A 17,272-nucleotide genomic window follows, 5' to 3' on the forward strand; every position below is an offset into this window, starting at 1 on the left:
CGGTGGCTGTCTTTTGGCCGCCGATGTTGCCTTATGCTCTGGAGTGTAAAGAAAACACGGTGGCTGTCTTTTGGCCGCCGATGTTGCCCTTATGCTCTGGAGTGCAAGCATCCGCCTGAAGTGGAAAGCAACAACAAACTGGTAATTAGGAAAATGTTAAGTTCATCCTATATAGAACCAATCAACAGAGGGAAGCCAGCGGTTCTCCTTACTTTCAGACGAGCTCTGTTGTTGATGATATCGCTTACCTATTAGAATGAATTCAAACGCAAACGAGCGTCGAACATGATTATGAGGGGTTGTGTCTGTAAGATTTCCTGACGGGTCTATCAGACAAATGACATGAGAGAAAACATATACTATAATAGAAAAGTTGCATTCACCCTAGAGTAGATGGAGTGAATTTTTTGTGATTCGATTAGAAAATGTATCAAAAAGCTATGGAACGTTCACAGCAGTTAGCCGCGTGAATGTATCAATTGATCGAGGAGAAGTATACGGGATAATTGGAGCGAGTGGTGCGGGGAAATCTACAGTCCTGCGGCTTATGAATCAATTGGAAATTCCCGATGAGTAAGGTCTTTGTCAACGATGAAGATTTAACCGAGCTGTCAAAACGCAAGTTGCGCGCGTCTCGAAAAGGGATTGGTATGATTTTTCAGCATTTCAATCTCGTCGCCAATAAATCCGTTTATGAAAATGTCGCCATTGCCTTAAAATTGGCTCGGGTTTCAAAGGAGGCCGAGCGGTCGAGAGTGGAAGAATGTCTCGCTTTTGTTGGCCTAACGGAGCAACGTGAAAAGTATCCTGCACAACTAAGCGGCGGACAAAAACAGCGGGTGGCGATTGCAAGAGCACTCGCAAATCAACCAGATGTGTTGCTTTGTGATGAACCGACATCGTCGTTAGATCCCCATACGACAAAAGAAATTCTCGGGGTTTTGGAAAATATAAACCAAACTCTCGGGGTGACGGTCGTCATTGTTAGTCATGAGATGGATGTCATAAAAAGCGTTTGTGACCGTGTTTCTGTCATGTCCGAAGGGGCGATTTATAAAACAATACCGATCGTCAAGACAGGCATTCAAGCGAGTGACCGAAGTCCTGAACGTTTCGTAGAGGAGCTGACAGACGATGCCTGAAATTATTCTTCGGTATCAAGGAGAGATCTGGCAGGCGATTGGGGAAACGTTTATTATGGTTGGGGCTTCAATTTTAGCCGCGGTACTTGTAGGGCTTCCGGTCGGCACACTTCTCTATTTGTGTCGCAAAGGACAGCTATTAGAAAACCGATGGATTTTTTCTATACTTAACCTCATCGTCAATGTGATCCGTTCGTTTCCGTTTTTATTACTCGTCGTTTTTTTAATTCCTTTTACTAGGTTGATTATGGGTACAGCAATAGGGACGGCAGCGGCAACGGTTCCGCTCTCAATCATCGCATTTGCTCACTACTCAAGGCTCGTTGAACAATCTTTATTAGATATTCCTAAAGGGGTCATTGATGCGGCATTGGCGATGGGCGCTTCTGTAAAAGAAGTTGTATTCCGCTTTTTGTTCGTTGAAGCACGTTCTGGCCTGGTACTCGGTTTAACGACGTCTACCATTAGTTTTATCTCCTACTCCACAATTATGGGTGTCGTTGGTGGAGGGGGCGTTGGTGATTTTGCCATTCGCTATGGGTATCAACAATTCCAAACCGATCTTATGCTTTACATGATTGTCATTATGGTCATCCTTGTACAGAGCATTCAATTTACAGGAACATACGTAGCAAGAAAAATAGATAAACGATAAGGAGAGAAAACATCATGAGAAAGCTGCTACCTTTACTTTCCGTACTTGTGCTTGTTCTATCTGCATGTGGGACAGCTGAGGAAGAAGAAACGACCGAATCGCAAGAGGGAGAAGTTGAGGAAATTACATTAGAAGTTGCAACGCTCATTCCACCGATGACGGAGATTTTAGAATTAGCCCAGTCCCAGCTTGAAGAGGACGGATAAACCTTGATATCGTCGTGCTTGGCGATAACGTCCAGCCTAACGATGCCCTTCATAATGAAGAAGTGGATGCGAATTTTTTCCAACATGTGCCGTTTATGGAGGAATACAATCTTAACAACGATGGTGAACTTACACCAATAGAATCGATCTATTTTGCTAATTATGGTGTATACGCAGAGGAATATGAACAGATGGAAGATATTCCTGAAGGGGCAACGATTGCGATCGCCAATGACATTTCAAACATTGATCGCTCTTTACAGTTGCTCGAGCAACACGGGGTCATTGAACTAGAAGATACAGATGAACGATACTATACACAAACGCACATTGCTGAAAATCCTAATGATTATAATTTTGAAGAAGTTGATTTGTTAATGCTAGCAAGAATGTACGACGATGCGGACGCCGTCGTTATGACGCCTGCATATGCAGAGCCTCTAGGCCTCACTCCTGCAGCGGATGGTCTCATTACAGAAGGTACAGAAAATGAATTTGCCATTACGCTTGTAGCTAGAGAAGACAATGCGGATTCCGAACCGATCCAAAAACTAAAAGAAGCAATGATGAGCGATGAAGTACGACAGTTTCTAGAAGATAATTACTCAGAAACGGCGATTCCCGCATTTTAAATCATTAAAAATCCGATGAACCGTTGAGCCATCGTGGATGAGCTCAACGGTTAACCACCACCAGAAGCGGGTATAGAAGAACAAACCTTGTTGGAATGGTGGAGATGGAGATGCGGTTACACGTAGGGATTGCTGGAATTGGAAGTAGCTTACTGCTCGCGGCTTGTGCGCCAGTCGCTGATGATGAAGAATTAGAACCAGATGTAGATCTCGAAAATCCAGAAATGTATGATTCGGTTGCTGATGCAAACAGCCATATTCAGAACATACTGGAAATGAATGTGTCATTCCCAGAATCTGATCAGCTAGACGTTGCCTACATTTCTTCTGCCGAAGGAAGAGGGGTTGTCGAAGCAGGCTATTCAGAGACGGTGGATGGAGAGTCGTATAGTGATGAAGAAATTGAAGAGTTAGAAGACACGAGTGGTGTTCAGTATTTATACGGTGTGTATGATACGACACCAGATATACGCGTAGAAGTCGGTCCTGAAATTGCTGCTGAAGGTAACGATGCTTTCGAAGAGGAGATTGCCGGAACAACCGTGTTCATTGAAGAAAATGAACAAGAAGGTGGAGATCCATATGTTGTTCATTCATTTGAAGTCGGTGACTACGATTATGTATTGCATTACGTGTTGACTGAAACGTTAACAGAAGTTGATGCATTAGACTTTACAGCGTCTTTCATTGAGTCATAGAATGAACAGAATGGTGCCTGAGCGGGCGCCATTCGCTCGTTAGTGGACCAAGAAATCATATCGGGCTATGGATGTTGCTTTTGTGAGCAAGAATGTGAACAAAGCTTTGGAAATAGACGGTTATTTCTTAAAGCGCTAGATCCACTTTCATAAATGGTTGTTTGGAACGAGATGTCCATCGATTGGAACCAAAGCGATGCGAAAGTGGCCACGTATGAGTGAATCTGTTTCCAATAGATGGTTTTTGGAAGTAGATATTCCGTGGATTTCATCATCAATAAGAAGACTCACATTAATAATGTTGACGGTATATTCAACCCATATCGATAAAGAATACAAACAACTGTGTATAGCCCCGATCTTTCTTAACTTACGTTTCAGAGGTCATGTTGTAGGAAGGCATAGAACGTCACCTGGTTCCGTGTCTATGCAAGACGGTGGAAACGAAACTTCAACACTTTATATTTACAGTCGTCTGTATCCATCGACGGGCTCTTCTTCAAAGGCGACGGTCCGATATGTTAGGATGACGTTAAGAATGGAAAGGAGAATCTCATGGTGGAGACTCGAGTAGCTGGGGGTTGGAACTTCGACAATACGTACACATCGTTACCAAGTGTGTTCTTCGAACACTTACGAACACGTCAAGTGAGCCAACCGGAAATTCAGCTGTTTAATCGAACGTTAGCAAAAGAGCTCGGGCTAGATGTTGATGAACTTAATAGTGACGAAGGCGCCCGTGTTTTATCAGGGAGTGAACAGCCAAGCGGTGCTGCACTCATTGCACAAGCGTATGCTGGGCATCAATTTGGGAATTTCACAATGCTTGGTGATGGCCGGGCGATGCTGATTGGGGAGCAGATGACTCCAGACGGTAGACGCTTCGATGTGCAGTTAAAAGGGTCTGGACGAACTTCATATTCACGAGGGGGAGACGGCCTTGCAGCAACGGGTCCGATGCTTCGTGAGTACATGATAAGTGAGGCGATGCACGGACTCGGCATACCGACAACGAGAAGTTTGGCTGTCGTCACAACGGGTGAACCTGTGTACCGGGAGACCGAGCTGCAAGGAGCCGTACTTACGCGGATTGCAGCGAGCCATTTGCGTGTTGGCACGTTTGAATATGCGCGCGGGTTAAAAGATCACGAGCTTCTTCAACAGCTGGCTGATTATGCAATTGAACGACATGTTCCTGAAGCGAAAGACCAGAATAACGAATACTTGTATCTTTTAGATCACGTCGTTCAAAACCAAGCGGCACTGATTGCGAAGTGGCAACAGGTTGGTTTTATTCATGGGGTCATGAATACAGACAACATGACGATCAGCGGGGAAACGATTGATTATGGTCCTTGTGCTTTTATGGATGTGTATGATCCTGAAACGTCATTTAGTTCCATTGATACGGGGGGAAGATACCGGTATAGCAATCAACCGTACATTGCCAATTGGAATTTAGCGCGATTTGCGGAGACGCTCGTGCCACTCCTCCATGATGATGAAAACGAAGCTGTTGAGCTAGCGACAGATGCCATCCATGAGTTCCAACACGCGTATCATGCCCACATGCTCAAAGGGATGAGAGGGAAGATCGGTCTTCGTGACGAGGAGCCAGAAGACGGACAAATTATCGGTCATCTGCTAGAAATGATGCAAAAACGATCAACAGATTTCACGAACACATTTCGAAATCTAACGCTTGGAAGACTTGAAGAGACAGGGTTATATGGCTCAGTGAGTTTGATGATTGGTACCGGTCGTGGCAGGAGAGGCTCGCTCGTCAAGGAGATTCAAAAGACCAAGTACAGGAGAGAATGAAAACACACAACCCGGCGATCATTCCAAGAAATCATCGAGTTGAGGAAGCGATTGCAGCTGCCGTTACACACAATGATTTCTCCGTTGCAGAAAAACTCGTCTCCCAGCTACGAACCCCGTTTGCCTACACGACAGAACAACATGAATATAGTGCACCTCCTGCGGATACGAAAGCGCCGTATCAAACGTATTGCGGAACGTAAGTAGTGAAACGGCCTCCTCCAGTAACGAGGGGGCACGTGTTTCTCATTCTGATAATTTCACATACCGTATATGCGCATAGCCAAACACGTGTTCTTATGTTATGCTACCGGAGGAATCTAACGACCAGGAGCCGTGCCCGATGACAATTTATGAATACTTAAAACGTACGAACGAATATAGCGAAGATCTTCAGAAAGTAATTGAAAGAACGAGTGACAAACTTATGAAAGAGAGCACGTCTCATCAACGACCAGGAATGTTGCTCGGGAAAATCCAATCAGGTAAAACGAGGGCATTTATCGGTGTAATCGGTCGGAGCTTTGATCAAGGGATGGACGTGGCTATAATCTTTACAAAAGCGTCCAATGCGCTTGCCAAGCAAACGTATGAACGGTTGTCTAAAGAGTACGCACATCTAATTGAAAGAGATCAGGTACGGGTGTTTGATATTATGCGCATGCCACCGAACCTTCGAAACTACGACCTCTCTAAAAAACTCATTTTTATCGTAAAGAAAGAAACGAAGAATATGGATCGCATTCAAGAGGCGATGTTCACTACTTATCCGAGTCTTTCAGAGCGGAATGTGTTGTTTGTAGACGACGAGGCAGATCTTGCCAGTGTCTCGTATGAGCGGGATGAGCGCAAAAATGTGACCGATGTGCGAGTCATCTCTCTAAAGATTGATCAATTGCGAAAGAAGTGCCCGGTGTCTGCGTATCTCCAAGTGACCGCGACACCGTATTCATTATATTTACAACCGGATGAACGAAAAATCCATGACCATAAAGTTTTTGCCCCGGTACGACCCGCGTTCACCGAACTCGTCCCTACGTTCAAACAATACGTAGGCGGAGAAACATTTTTTGAAAGTGAACATGCTGATCGTTACTTCCAAGAGATTCAAGAAGCAGAACTTACGACACTGAAAAAACAAGACCTGCGAAGGGTTAAAAAAGAAACATTGCTTACGAGTCGAAATGTGGCCGGACTTCGGCAAGCCTTTCTCCATTTTTTAGTCGGGGCAACGATACGTAGAATTCAACAGAAAAACAAAGGCGAAAAGCCACAGAAATATGCGTTTATGATGCACACAGAACGAGGCAAGGCGGCGCATGTTTGGCAAGCAACCATTGTCCAACATATTGAGAATCAGCTGCACAAACTCATCGATGAGGAGCCACGCAAGTGGCAAGAACTTGTCCAAGCATCATTTGAAAATGTGAAAGAAACGCTCATTGGCGACATTCCTAGTTTACAAACGGTGATCACAGATGTACAGAAAGCTTTGCAAGACGAGTATGTACTCACCTCGGTTGTGAATTCGGAACAAGACGTATCTTTATTACTTGACCACACCGGACAGCTTCGTCTTTCATCCCCAATGAACATCTTTATCGGCGGTCAAATTCTTGACCGAGGCGTCACGATTAATCAACTGATTGGCTTTTATTATGGAAGAAATCCGAACCGTTACCAACAAGATACCGTTCTTCAACATTCAAGGCTTTACGGAGCGAGAGATCCTGAAGACGTATCCGTGACGAGGTTTTATACGTCGAGAAACATTTACGAAATGATGAAACGAGTGCATGAATTTGATCAAGCACTGCGTGTGTCGATCGAATCAGGAGGAGACGATCAGCAAGTTATATTCATCCAAAAAGATGACGAAAACAAAATTATTCCATGCAGCCCGAATAAATTGCTGTTGTCTGATTTAAATGTCATCAAACCTCATAAGCGCTTTTTGCCTGTTGGGTTTCAGACAGGCTATAAAACCCATCTGAAAAAATCAATCGACTGGCTCGATCAACAGCTCGTGCACGTACAGCAACCCGAGCGTCTTCCCATCAACATTGTCGAGAAGCTTATCGACGAAATTGGACACACGATTCATATGCAGCCAGGATTTTCCTGGGACCCAGATGAACAAAAGGCATTACTTCGGCACATGAGCACTGGTCACGTATGGGTAATTGTACGGAAAAACAGGAACATACGGCGTTTTGATTCAGAAGGAAATGTTGAAGATGCGCCAGACACTCCGAGTGGTCACAACAGTGAACTTGGTACAGCAAAGCGTTTGGCGCAAACAGAACCTGCCATTATACTATTGCGACAAAACGGAGAGAAACAACATGGTTGGATGGGCACACCATTTTGGTGGCCAATCATCGTCGCTCCGCTAAACAGTCAAACAGCCGTATTTGCCAAAAAAACGAAAGAAAGCGAGAGACCTTAAAGGATCTCTCGCTTCTACTCTTCCAACAGTCGGTAGTCGATAATTTCTTCGTTTTCTTCATCGACCAACCGTAATCGCTCAGCCCCGAAATCCAGAGCGGTGAGCTGTAATGCTTTGAAAAATACATTCTCATCTTCGTCGTTCCAGCTTTCAGCATCGGTCACCGCGTAATGGACTTGAGCGGTGCCTTCATCGTCCGTCCAAGCGTCATGGATTGTAACGAGGTTTGAAATGCCTGGCTGGAAATGTTCCTCGTGAGCCGTGACGGTCTGCATCGCTTCGAGTGTCTCATTGAAGTCTTGATTCTCATCAATGTCTTCGATATCGGCAATGCGTGCAAATGTTGAATCACCGTCTTGTTCGTAGACGTAATACCCTCGATTCGGAGTGACTTCAACGTCTTCTGCTTCCATTTCTGCAAGTTCCCCAAACATCGCCCCAGGTTCTCCGTCCTCAAAAAAGAACAACGTCTCGATGCCATACATATCCGCTGTATAGTGCAACTTATCTAAAAAGATGGCACTTTCGGTAGAAGCCATACTCATGGGACCATCAAACGAGAAGTATAACAAAGCATTTCCTTCATCCATACTCGTTTCATCAATTGCCGAAAATATGTCATTTTGAGTCGTGTCACTTTGTTGTAATGACAGTAAAAATTGATCCGCTCGAGCAATCTCTTCCTCTGTACGCTCAATGTCTACCATCATAACTTCATTAGAAACATTATCTAGAAAATTTACATCTGTGTGAAGAAGAAAAGGAGCATCAACGAACATTTCATCGTGAATCGGTCCGTCTTCTCGTTCGGATTCTGAATGATCAGCTTCCTCTATTTCAGTTTCTTCTGCTTCAGTATCTTCATTTTCCAAATCTTCTTGTTGTTCTCGTTCAGGCTCAATATCAACGGCTTCTTCATTCTGGATTGGTTCGTTCGTTTCGTCAGAACAAGCAGCCATCATGAGAAATGGTACGATTGGAAAGACAAACGTCAGCCTTTTTCTCATCCAATGAACGCCTCCTTAAGAAGCTTCTTTGGTAGATATTCCCTAACATGTAGGGGGTGAAACGTGGACACCTCTTGTTCTTGGTGATATGTTTTATGTACTTAAAGGGTAGGTGAGGAGATCAAAATGAAAAGAAGTCGAATACAAACAACTCGGGGGACGTTTGAAGTGTTTACAGAGGGAAAGGGGCAGCCGATCGCCGTTACTCACCTCTATCAATCGTTTCGAGGGAATGGAGATTTCTTTACCCAAAAATTATGCGAACATTATCGAGTTATTCTCATTAACCTGCGTGGGTGTCACGAATCACCGTCAATTAACGATCGGGAAGAGTATAGCATGGAGACGGCCATTCAAGATCTTGAAGCGATTCGAACTTCACTTGGATACTCGGCTTGGGCTTTTGCGGGCACGTCTGCTGGTGGCATGCTTGCGCTCCAATATGCAGTAGAAAAACCATCCAGCCTCACAAAGATTATCGCCGGAGGTCTTACCCCGTCGTTTGCTTATTTAGATGATGAAGATAGCATTTATAGCACACGTAACCCTCGTGCAAGTACGATTAAGGAAATCATGGAGAAGTAAAAAACAGCAACGGATATAGAAGAGAGGCAAGCCCTTCAAAAAACGTGGACAGAGTTTTCTCTCTACAATAAAGAAACGTACCATACGATGATGGCACGTCCGAAAGATGGTGGAATCCACCATGAAAGGCTTCAATATTTTATCGAAACTGTAAAGAAGTTTGATATTCGTCCAGCGCTTCCAACGGTTAAAGTGCCAGCGTATTTATTTTCAGGTAGGTATGATACGCAATGCCCACACCGTCATACGAAAGAAGCTTCACATATGCTTGCTAACGCTCAGTTGACTACCTTTGAAAAAAGTGGTCACTTTCCATTCATTGAAGAAGAAGGGGCATTCCAGCAATTTCTTGAGCAAACGATCTAATCAAAGCTCATAATCACAATCTCACCGGTGTAGGCATCAATTTCCATGTCGACTTCTCCTTGGCTCGTTTCTAATTCGATTTCATAATACACACGCCCATCTTCTCGTTCGAGCTCGAGGTCATCTACATACCCGTCTTCCACTTCAGCTAGAGCAATTTCTTCAGCTCGTTCGGGGCTAATTAATACATCTTCATTCTTTTCGGTTTCCTGATCGTTAGGGGATTCAAGCTCTATTGCTTCGGATTGCTCTAAGTGAAGCATATCACCGCTTGTGGCATCAACAACCGCATCGTAAGTGCCATGACGGTTCTCAATCTCAACTTCATAACGCGGGTCATTGTTTTCGTGAGTGAGTTCAATTGATTGTACAGTGCCAGGATACATTGATTCGATCGTTCTCGAAATTTCTTGCTCGTCGAGTATCGTGTTGTTTGCGTTTGCGGTGAAAAGTGAAATCAAGGTTGCACTTCCAGCAATGACTGCCAAACAACTTGTAATGATCAATAGTTTCTTCACGCCGCTCATCCTTTCATTGGGAGAGTAACTGTAAATGTCGTCTGTTCACGGGGGATGCTATCCACTCCAATCGTACCGTTATGCAATGAGACGAGTTTTGAAGCGATCGCCAAACCGAGCCCGCTTCCGCCGCCTGCTCGTGAGCGTGACTTTTCAATTCGATAAAAACGATCAAAGATCTTCGTTTGTTCAGATGGGGTAATGCCGTTACCGTAATCCGTTACAGTGAGTTCGACGTTTTTCTCTGCCTTGACTACTCGAACATCAACGTGATCTTCACTATATTTAAAAGCATTATCTAAAAGAATATAAGTGAGTTGTTGCAGCATTTGTTCGTCGGCATTCGCGATCAGTAACTCGTCGCTGGACGTAAAGCGAACATCACGTTCTGTCGCTACTTCCATCGCCAGAACCGAGTGTTGCACGACCGTTACTACGTTAATGTCCGCTTTATTCACCGTGAGATGCTCTTCATCTTTTACGAGTAACAATAACTGTTCAGCCAATTGTTTCATTCTTGTACTTTCTGAAGTAATCGCTTCAATCGCCTCATCGAGCATATCTGGTTTTGTTTTCCCCCAACGTTTTAGCATAGAGGCATAACCATCAATAATCGTTAGCGGAGTGCGGAGTTCATGAGAAGCGTCTGAGACGAATTGATCTTGCTTCTCAAATTGCACACGCAAACGTTCAATCATTGCATTAAACCCGTCAATCAATTGTTGGAGTTCATCACGTCGTCTGCGCTCTTCATCAATGGTTTGCAAACTTCCTTTTTCCTGAATTGAGTTCATCCGATGAATTAATGAATGAATCGGGCGGAGAATGATCGCGCCAAGCAACCAACCGCCAAGGATGGCAGGGATTAGGCAAGCAATGAGGCGACAATTAAAATCAGCCAAGTAACGCCATATTTTCTTCCATGCCGACGAGACGCTCTGAAACTTCAAGCGTCACGATCGTGCCATCTTCCCAAACAATCGGTGTGTATACAAATGCGAAGCGCTCGTCTTCATCCGTCATTTGTGTATTTGCTTCGTATTGGTTTGTGTAACGAGTTGGAAACTGGAGAAAGCGTTGCTCACGCGTGATGGTCGTTACGGTTTCATCGTTCTGATTAATAATTCGTACCATCCATCATTTGGCACGTACGTTTCACTGAGTATTTGTTGGACGGGAAGATCATTCTCAATCGCCGAGCTTACAAGCTCAGCAATGGATTCGGATTGACCTTGAACGCGCTCCAATTCAGATTCAGCACTAATTGTCTCATATACGTGATAAACGATCGTATTCGTCAAGGCGACAAAAAGTACAAGTGTAATCGCTGCTGCAACTTGTAACTTCGTTCTTAATTTCATACGGAAGCCTTTTTCAAGACATAGCCGATGCCTCGAACCGTATGAATTAATGGTGAGTGATCGGCATCTATTTTTTTGCGTAAATACCGAATGTAGACGTCCACAACATTCGTATCTCCATAATAATCATACCCCCATACGGTTTGAATGAGTTGTTCCCTCTCTAATACTTGCCCTTGATTTGCGAGTAAGTATTGGAGCAGATCAAACTCTCTGCGGGTAAGTTCAATATGAGTGTCTTCGCGGTACACCTCACGGGTTCTTGGATCGAGCCGAAGGCCCTCAAACTCAAGCACAGCGTTCTCCTTTTGTTCCTCAGAAGTTGGTTGGCTTCGTAATTGAACGCGAATGCGGGCGAGCAGTTCTTCCGTTTCAAATGGTTTCGAAAGATAATCGTTGGCACCAAGATCTAAGCCGCTCACTCGATCGGGTACTTCATTTCTAGCTGTGAGCATGATGATCGGCGTCGTCGAGTTAAGACGACGGTATCGACGTAATACTTCTAAGCCACTTAAACCCGGCAACATCACATCAAGTAAGATAAGATCCCATTTACCATTTATCGCCATGTCCAGCCCAGATTCCCCGTCATATATAGCTTCTGCCTCGTAACCTTCGTGCATCAGTTCTAGTGTTAAGAGCCTTGCTAATCGTTTTTCATCTTCAATGACTAGAATGTTCATCTCGGTATCCTCCTACCACTGAGCGAAAGTTCAAAATCACTCACACTTATCTTCTAAGATAAATGTGAGTGAATGAGCTCTCCTTTTAAGTCATTATATCCGATTAGGCTCTAGACGAACATCAATCATATTCAATATCGATGATCTCACCGGTTTGGGCATTAATCGTTACGTCTGTATCGTGAGAAAGTTCGATTTCATATTCTAAACCACCGCGGTCACGCTCAAGCGTTACTTCCTCAACAACGCCATCCACTTCATTCATCGCAATGTCAATCGCCTCGCGCACTTCAATATAGTCAGAATGCAAGAACAGATCATCACTTAAAGAATTCTGTGGTTGTTCTTCAACTTCAACGTTCGTCGGTTCACTTGTCGTTGTCGTAGAGGTCGGTGTGTCTGCATTTGCTGAATACAGAGACATTCCGACTGCCGAAATTGTTAGAGCACCGACACAGCTTGTTGCAATGAGTAGTTTTTTCATTTTTTATTCCTCCTAAGATTTTGTATAGGTTCATCTTAGCCAACAAAAATAATAGAAGGATGAGAGAAACATTAGAATTTGATGAGAAAATTTCGCAGTGAAAATTATATAGTAAAGAGGCGGGAGTAGCATGTGAAAAAGCCAGGCACGTATGTTTTTTCATTTCGCGCCTGGCTCGATGGAAACAATAGCTGTCTACTGTTTTGGAGCGTTTTATTGCTCCAAGGCTTTTGTGATCTTCTCAACATACCGCTCTTCTTCAGGGGACCAAAAGCTCGGGAAACGAAAATCATCCGCCTCATCCGACGCTAGCACGCGCTCTAGCTCGTCCGCATACGCTTCCCATTCCTCTTTCGGCACAGGCTGCATCATCAGCTCAGTCAATCGGATCGGGATTTGTTGTGCTCGCTTAGATTCAGGCGCCACCTTGTCTTTCATTAATTGTTTCACATCAGACAGGATGAGTAGCAATTCACGGTTTACATGTGCACGCTCTTGTTCAGTCATGGCAGTGTATGTAGTCACAACCTCCTCAGACAAGTACTCCCTCATCCATTCCAGCCGCTCTTCTTCGTGCTCCATCTCTTGAAGTAACGCACTGACCATCGTCCACGTGACTTCGGTTCCTTCGCCTAAAAGTGAATGCACGTGTTCAACAGCAGAAACGGCTCGGTCAATCTCGCTTCGTTTTTCGAGTAACATTTGCTTTTGCGTTGGCAACGACGTAAGCCAAGCTTCTATTGATTGATTCCCAGCATGCAAATACCGTTTAATTTCTTGAAGAGAGTACCCAACAAATTTTAACGATTGAATCTGTTGAAGCTCGGCTAGTTGTTGTAAGCCATAAACCCGATGGCCGCTAGCATTTCGCTTCTCAGGAAGTCACACTTCCCATTCCTCATAAAAACGCAACGTTCTCGCCGACACTCCTGTTCTTTTGCTGAATTCTCGAATGGAATACATGACGTATCGCCTCCTTAACTAAAGCGTAACCGCTTCCGTAACGGAAAGCGCAAGAGAGAGTGTATTTCTTTCTTCAAAAAGTAAATTCTTATTTTGGCCGTGGACTGAATAATGTTCTGTTCGCAGTAAATCGGTCTACTAAAAAGTCTTCATGATGAAGATTTTTTGTGAATTGCCGTAATAATAAACGTAACGATAATAACCGAGAGCATGATAGCAACTATGGTTACTGCTAAGCTTCCAGGTATGATTTCGAATGAAAAGAGGATCAAAACGATCACACCTATAGTAAAAAGAGCAATACGAATTTTCGTAACCCATGAGTACGGATCTTTAGTCGTTAAATGGTTATCGTCACTCATTCTAATATCTCCTTAAGCGGTAACTGAGTCTATTACTCTCTCAGCTACCCGCTTAATAACGATTACAATCTCTTTTTATTGTATAGATTAGAATAGTTATTCGTACGCCATATGGAGACTAGCAATATTTTGGGCTGAATGCAGCATACTTTGTTGTTTAATCCACTATTTCTATAAAGTAATCTCCGTAAGGTAATGGGTTGTCTCCGTCCAGAGGTTCGGGGTTTATATTCCCAAAAACCTATGTAATATTAAGCTTATATTTCTGAAAACGTTTTTTGTTTCCAAAGTGCTTGGATTGGAAACAGAATCACCCTCTTATGCTGCTTTGAGTTCATTTTGCTTCCAATCGTTGGACGTCTGCTTCCAAACAGACACTTTATGGAAGCAGATCGAGCGCTCTTTACAGAAATGAACGACAGCCTACTTGCAAAGCATTCGGCTTTTCTTGCCTTTTTGTTCTATTATAGAGCAACTAAATAAAGCCAAGAATGTTAAATTACTAAATTTAAGAAGCATAAACGAGAATTTTTCTCGAAAATAAGAAATTTTGAGGGATACACAGGTATTATTGTGCAATATTTTTTGGCACAAATATTGCTTATTAATTAAATGAAAGCGCTTACTAAGAAAGGTGGAGGTTACCAATGGAACGGGTAGCTTTAATTACGGGAGCAGGGGGACCAATGGGAAGGGCGATCTCGAAACGATTCTTTGATGAAAAGGTGAACGTCGTACTCACCGATATTTCTGAGAAACGGCTCGATCAAACAGTGGAAGCGTTAGGAGAAGATGCAAATCAAATACTGGCAATACGGGGAAATATGTTAGATCTTTATGATGTGAAGCGTGTGACAGAAGCGGCCTATGAACACTTCGGTCACATTGATATTTTGATTAATGTCGTAGGTGGTATTCGTGCGAAGAAAATGGACGAGTCAATTCTCGATATGAATTACAAAAGATGGACAGAAACATTTGACTTAAATGTGAAGGGGAGTGTGTTAGCGATTCAACAAGTTGTTCCCCAAATGTTAGAAAGAAAGCACGGAAAGATCGTTAATATTTCCTCAATCAACTTTGCTGGAGAAGCGATGTTTGCAGATTACGGGGCTGCCAAAGCAGCGGTCGCTTCTTTTACGAAGACGGCAGCGATCGAATTTAGCCCGTATATTAATGTGAACTGCATTGCTCCTGCATTAATAGAAACGAGTGTGCTCGATCGTATGGATGAGAAGATGCTCAATAAATATCGGGAGAGAACGTTATTAAAACGGTTTGGGAAAGCAGAAGATATTGCCAATGCAGCTTATTTTCTCGCTAGTGACCAGGCTGATTATATTACTGGTGAAATTTTGTCTGTTTCAGGTGGAGTTACACCACATTTGTAAAAGGCTAATGGGGAGCGGGGACACGTGATGAATCTTGAAGTTTTTGCGATTTTTCTAGCGCTAGGCTTACTAATCTTTTTAGCTCTTAGAGGGTTTAGTATCATTGTTATCGCTCCAGTTGCGAGTGTTGTTGTCATTGTATTAACGGGAATGCCATTGTTGGAATCACTTCAAGAGACGTACATGAGCGGATTTATTAATTTCACGAAAAACTTCTTCTTCATATTCTTGTTTGCCGCTATGTTCGGTAAAGTAATGGAAGATAGCGGTGCTGCGGCGGTGATGGCAAGAGGTATTCTACGAATCATTGGTAAGAACAGCAAAATGCGAGTGCTTTTAGCGATCGTAGCCATTTCCGCGGCATTAACGTATGGCGGCATCGCTGTTCATGTAGTGATCTTTGCCATGCTCCCGATTGCAAAACCACTATTTAAAGAACTTGATATTCCGTGGCATCTGTTCATTGCTGCTTTCTTTTTTGGGGCAGCAACGTTTACGATGACAATGCTTCCTGGAGCGCCGTCTGTACCAAACATTATTCCGACGGAATATTTAGGTACAACCGTGATGGCGGCACCTTTAATTGGCATTGTGGTTGCCATTGCTACAATTTTTTTAAATAGTATTTATTTGAGGTATGCGTTGAGAAAGTCCGAAAAACGTGGAGAGACATACCGCAACATGAAAAATTTAGAGAGGGTAGAGGATGATCAAAAAGCGACAATTAAAAATAAAGAGCCCCATTTTATCGTCGCCATTCTTCCTCCGGTCGTATTGCTCGTTCTATTAAACATCTTTCAAGTCGAGATTATATTTGCCTTAGTCATCTCTGTTGTGAGCGGCATCGTGTTGTTTTGGAAGCTTTTAGATCAGAAAATTAAGACGATTAATACAGGTGCGACAAACACCGTGTTGCCAATTGTGAATACGAGTGCAGATGTTGGGTTTGGAGCAGTCATTGCTGCGTCCGCAGGCTTTGCTATTATTACAGAATGGTTAACGACGATGCCGGGAAGTCCGTTAATTTCTTTATACTTAGCCACTACAATTCTTGCAGGAATTACGGGCTCAGCATCAGGTGGTTTGGCGATCGCAATGGAAGCATTATCAGAAACGTTCATGCAGCTTGGCCTTGATCCTGACATTGTTCACCGTGTTGCTACTATAGCTGCAGGAGGGTTTGATGCATTACCTCACAACGGAGGGGTCATTACGTTTTTAGTTGTTGCAGGCTTAACTCACAAAGATGCATACAAGCATATTTTTGCTACAGGAATTGTTGGACCTGTACTTGCTACAATACCTGCGCTCGGTTTAGCTATCCTCCTCTACTAAATTCATTAATACATGGTACGATAGATGAAAATGTAGTGGAGTGGATAAGTGTGGAGTACATTGATGTGTTTGATAAACAGTTGCAACACCAAGGGGTTGCTCCCGTCGTGATATTCATGAGCAAGCTTATGGCATCAGACGTTTCATTGTTGGTTCACAACGATGCTAAACGATGTGGTGTACGTGTTGTTTCAAAAACGCTCGCCGGGTAAAGAAGATTATCCTGGGTTACTAGATATTAGTGCAGCAGGCCATTTAGAAGCAGGAGAGTCTCCGAAAGATGGCGTGCGAGAAATTGAAGAAGAGCTTGGCCTCAAGTTGGACTTCAGCGAGCTCACAACAATTGGCGTGTTACACGTCGAAGCCCCACTCGCTGGCGGGCGTTTCGACCGGGAGCATTGTCATGTGTATGTAAAACAGCTCGATCCAGTCGAGAGAGATAACATTCGGTTTGACGCAGAAGAAGTGGAAGGCGTCGAGTGGATTTCATTACAGCAATGTGTGGACTTATTCATTGATGGAAATGCAACATCCGGAAGATTTGTGCCTCATCCGCATGAATATTATGAGAAAGTTGTCGAAGCCTTGGTGAAATTGTCATAATCACCGAGGGT

Annotated in this window: 20 protein-coding genes and 3 pseudogenes; 13 read left to right on the forward strand and 10 right to left on the reverse strand. The window is 43.6% G+C overall.

Annotated elements, in window-relative coordinates:
* Positions 1-409: 409 nt before the first annotated feature.
* The 7 genes and pseudogenes from JCM19037_RS29310 to JCM19037_RS09095 all read left to right on the forward strand — a co-directional run bounded on the left by JCM19037_RS29310 (position 410) and on the right by JCM19037_RS09095 (position 7,603).
* Positions 410-577, forward strand: coding sequence for an ATP-binding cassette domain-containing protein (locus tag JCM19037_RS29310; protein ID WP_307189769.1), 168 nt, complete (start codon positions 410-412; stop codon positions 575-577).
* A complete protein-coding gene (locus JCM19037_RS09070) occupies positions 570-1,142 on the forward strand; it encodes an ATP-binding cassette domain-containing protein (protein WP_052363733.1) in 573 nt (190 codons plus the stop codon). Before JCM19037_RS29310 ends, JCM19037_RS09070 begins: the two co-directional genes overlap by 8 nt.
* On the forward strand, positions 1,135-1,797 hold the full coding sequence (locus tag JCM19037_RS09075; RefSeq protein ID WP_042400180.1) for a methionine ABC transporter permease: 663 nt from the start codon (positions 1,135-1,137) through the stop codon (positions 1,795-1,797). Before JCM19037_RS09070 ends, JCM19037_RS09075 begins: the two co-directional genes overlap by 8 nt.
* A 14-nt stretch (positions 1,798-1,811) precedes the next feature.
* Positions 1,812-2,635: pseudogene (locus tag JCM19037_RS09080) on the forward strand (MetQ/NlpA family ABC transporter substrate-binding protein).
* 110 nt (positions 2,636-2,745) lie between these two features.
* A complete protein-coding gene (locus tag JCM19037_RS09085) occupies positions 2,746-3,333 on the forward strand; it encodes a hypothetical protein (protein ID WP_042400182.1) in 588 nt (195 codons plus the stop codon).
* A gap of 555 nt (positions 3,334-3,888) precedes the next feature.
* Positions 3,889-5,357, forward strand: a pseudogene (locus JCM19037_RS09090) (YdiU family protein).
* Positions 5,358-5,497: 140 nt separating this feature from the next.
* Positions 5,498-7,603: a Z1 domain-containing protein gene (locus JCM19037_RS09095; RefSeq protein WP_042400183.1), complete on the forward strand. Its 2,106-nt coding sequence runs from the start codon at positions 5,498-5,500 to the stop codon at positions 7,601-7,603.
* A gap of 14 nt (positions 7,604-7,617) precedes the next feature.
* Here the strand turns inward: JCM19037_RS09095 and JCM19037_RS09100 are convergent, their stop codons facing one another.
* Entirely contained in the window at positions 7,618-8,610 is a 993-nt protein-coding gene (locus tag JCM19037_RS09100) for a hypothetical protein (RefSeq protein WP_042400185.1), read from the reverse strand.
* A gap of 126 nt (positions 8,611-8,736) precedes the next feature.
* Here JCM19037_RS09100 and JCM19037_RS24175 point away from each other — a divergent pair, with 126 nt between their 5' ends.
* Entirely contained in the window at positions 8,737-9,195 is a 459-nt protein-coding gene (locus JCM19037_RS24175) for an alpha/beta fold hydrolase (protein ID WP_081829174.1), read from the forward strand.
* Between the two features lie 87 nt (positions 9,196-9,282).
* Positions 9,283-9,561: an alpha/beta fold hydrolase gene (locus JCM19037_RS24180; RefSeq protein WP_081829175.1), complete on the forward strand. Its 279-nt coding sequence runs from the start codon at positions 9,283-9,285 to the stop codon at positions 9,559-9,561.
* Here the strand turns inward: JCM19037_RS24180 and JCM19037_RS09110 are convergent.
* The 9 genes and pseudogenes from JCM19037_RS09110 to JCM19037_RS09145 all read right to left on the reverse strand — a co-directional run bounded on the left by JCM19037_RS09110 (position 9,558) and on the right by JCM19037_RS09145 (position 13,932).
* Positions 9,558-10,079 carry a PepSY domain-containing protein gene (locus JCM19037_RS09110; RefSeq protein WP_052363734.1) on the reverse strand — a complete coding sequence of 174 codons (522 nt, stop codon included), beginning with the start codon at positions 10,077-10,079 and terminating at the stop codon, positions 9,558-9,560. The genes JCM19037_RS24180 and JCM19037_RS09110 overlap by 4 nt on opposite strands.
* A 5-nt stretch (positions 10,080-10,084) precedes the next feature.
* Positions 10,085-10,981 carry a HAMP domain-containing sensor histidine kinase gene (locus tag JCM19037_RS09115; protein ID WP_042400189.1) on the reverse strand — a complete coding sequence of 299 codons (897 nt, stop codon included), beginning with the start codon at positions 10,979-10,981 and terminating at the stop codon, positions 10,085-10,087.
* The gene (locus JCM19037_RS09120) at positions 10,974-11,213 is read right to left on the reverse strand and encodes a hypothetical protein (protein WP_042400192.1); all 240 of its coding nucleotides are present in this window, start codon (positions 11,211-11,213) and stop codon (positions 10,974-10,976) included. Before JCM19037_RS09120 ends, JCM19037_RS09115 begins: the two co-directional genes overlap by 8 nt.
* Positions 11,177-11,440 (reverse strand): hypothetical protein, encoded by a 264-nt coding sequence (locus JCM19037_RS09125; RefSeq protein ID WP_042400196.1) that lies wholly within the window; start codon positions 11,438-11,440, stop codon positions 11,177-11,179. The genes JCM19037_RS09120 and JCM19037_RS09125 overlap by 37 nt, the downstream gene beginning before the upstream one ends.
* Positions 11,437-12,123 (reverse strand): response regulator transcription factor, encoded by a 687-nt coding sequence (locus JCM19037_RS09130; protein ID WP_042400198.1) that lies wholly within the window; start codon positions 12,121-12,123, stop codon positions 11,437-11,439. Before JCM19037_RS09130 ends, JCM19037_RS09125 begins: the two co-directional genes overlap by 4 nt.
* Positions 12,124-12,244: 121 nt before the next feature.
* A complete protein-coding gene (locus tag JCM19037_RS09135; RefSeq protein WP_042400201.1) occupies positions 12,245-12,607 on the reverse strand; it encodes a PepSY domain-containing protein in 363 nt (120 codons plus the stop codon).
* 213 nt (positions 12,608-12,820) lie between these two features.
* Complete coding sequence (locus tag JCM19037_RS09140; protein ID WP_193744712.1) at positions 12,821-13,327, reverse strand: TipAS antibiotic-recognition domain-containing protein; 507 nt, start codon at positions 13,325-13,327, stop codon at positions 12,821-12,823.
* A 48-nt stretch (positions 13,328-13,375) separates the two neighbouring features.
* Positions 13,376-13,570: pseudogene (locus tag JCM19037_RS29990) on the reverse strand (MerR family transcriptional regulator); the annotation flags it as partial.
* Between the two features lie 149 nt (positions 13,571-13,719).
* Positions 13,720-13,932 carry a hypothetical protein gene (locus tag JCM19037_RS09145; protein ID WP_042400204.1) on the reverse strand — a complete coding sequence of 71 codons (213 nt, stop codon included), beginning with the start codon at positions 13,930-13,932 and terminating at the stop codon, positions 13,720-13,722.
* A 647-nt stretch (positions 13,933-14,579) separates the two neighbouring features.
* Between JCM19037_RS09145 and JCM19037_RS09150 the strand changes: the two genes are divergently transcribed.
* The 4 genes from JCM19037_RS09150 to JCM19037_RS09160 are packed head-to-tail and all read left to right on the forward strand — an operon-like array spanning position 14,580 to position 17,261.
* A complete protein-coding gene (locus JCM19037_RS09150) occupies positions 14,580-15,323 on the forward strand; it encodes an SDR family NAD(P)-dependent oxidoreductase (protein ID WP_042400205.1) in 744 nt (247 codons plus the stop codon).
* A 27-nt stretch (positions 15,324-15,350) separates the two neighbouring features.
* Entirely contained in the window at positions 15,351-16,658 is a 1,308-nt protein-coding gene (locus tag JCM19037_RS09155) for a GntP family permease (protein WP_042400358.1), read from the forward strand.
* A 50-nt stretch (positions 16,659-16,708) separates the two neighbouring features.
* Positions 16,709-16,870: a hypothetical protein gene (locus JCM19037_RS25695; RefSeq protein WP_193744713.1), complete on the forward strand. Its 162-nt coding sequence runs from the start codon at positions 16,709-16,711 to the stop codon at positions 16,868-16,870.
* Positions 16,845-17,261, forward strand: coding sequence for an NUDIX domain-containing protein (locus JCM19037_RS09160; protein WP_052363736.1), 417 nt, complete (start codon positions 16,845-16,847; stop codon positions 17,259-17,261). The genes JCM19037_RS25695 and JCM19037_RS09160 overlap by 26 nt, the downstream gene beginning before the upstream one ends.
* Positions 17,262-17,272: the final 11 nt, after the last annotated feature.

The organism is Geomicrobium sp. JCM 19037 (assembly GCF_000698105.1).
Classification (GTDB): Bacteria; Bacillota; Bacilli; order Bacillales; family Marinococcaceae; genus Geomicrobium_A.

What these genes read in the sequence shown, in the direction of transcription:
- JCM19037_RS09120 (WP_042400192.1), bottom strand. Translation starts at nt 11,213, where the DNA reads ATGGTACGAATTATTAATCAGAACGATGAAACCGTAACGACCATCACG.
- JCM19037_RS09100 (WP_042400185.1), bottom strand. Translation starts at nt 8,610, where the DNA reads ATGAGAAAAAGGCTGACGTTTGTCTTTCCAATCGTACCATTTCTCATG.
- JCM19037_RS09070 (WP_052363733.1), top strand. Translation starts at nt 570, where the DNA reads ATGAGTAAGGTCTTTGTCAACGATGAAGATTTAACCGAGCTGTCAAAA.
- JCM19037_RS09135 (WP_042400201.1), bottom strand. Translation starts at nt 12,607, where the DNA reads ATGAAAAAACTACTCATTGCAACAAGCTGTGTCGGTGCTCTAACAATT.
- JCM19037_RS09075 (WP_042400180.1), top strand. Translation starts at nt 1,135, where the DNA reads ATGCCTGAAATTATTCTTCGGTATCAAGGAGAGATCTGGCAGGCGATT.
- JCM19037_RS09130 (WP_042400198.1), bottom strand. Translation starts at nt 12,123, where the DNA reads ATGAACATTCTAGTCATTGAAGATGAAAAACGATTAGCAAGGCTCTTA.
- JCM19037_RS24175 (WP_081829174.1), top strand. Translation starts at nt 8,737, where the DNA reads ATGAAAAGAAGTCGAATACAAACAACTCGGGGGACGTTTGAAGTGTTT.
- JCM19037_RS09095 (WP_042400183.1), top strand. Translation starts at nt 5,498, where the DNA reads ATGACAATTTATGAATACTTAAAACGTACGAACGAATATAGCGAAGAT.
- JCM19037_RS09150 (WP_042400205.1), top strand. Translation starts at nt 14,580, where the DNA reads ATGGAACGGGTAGCTTTAATTACGGGAGCAGGGGGACCAATGGGAAGG.
- JCM19037_RS09085 (WP_042400182.1), top strand. Translation starts at nt 2,746, where the DNA reads ATGCGGTTACACGTAGGGATTGCTGGAATTGGAAGTAGCTTACTGCTC.
- JCM19037_RS09125 (WP_042400196.1), bottom strand. Translation starts at nt 11,440, where the DNA reads ATGAAATTAAGAACGAAGTTACAAGTTGCAGCAGCGATTACACTTGTA.
- JCM19037_RS24180 (WP_081829175.1), top strand. Translation starts at nt 9,283, where the DNA reads ATGATGGCACGTCCGAAAGATGGTGGAATCCACCATGAAAGGCTTCAA.
- JCM19037_RS09145 (WP_042400204.1), bottom strand. Translation starts at nt 13,932, where the DNA reads ATGAGTGACGATAACCATTTAACGACTAAAGATCCGTACTCATGGGTT.
- JCM19037_RS09155 (WP_042400358.1), top strand. Translation starts at nt 15,351, where the DNA reads ATGAATCTTGAAGTTTTTGCGATTTTTCTAGCGCTAGGCTTACTAATC.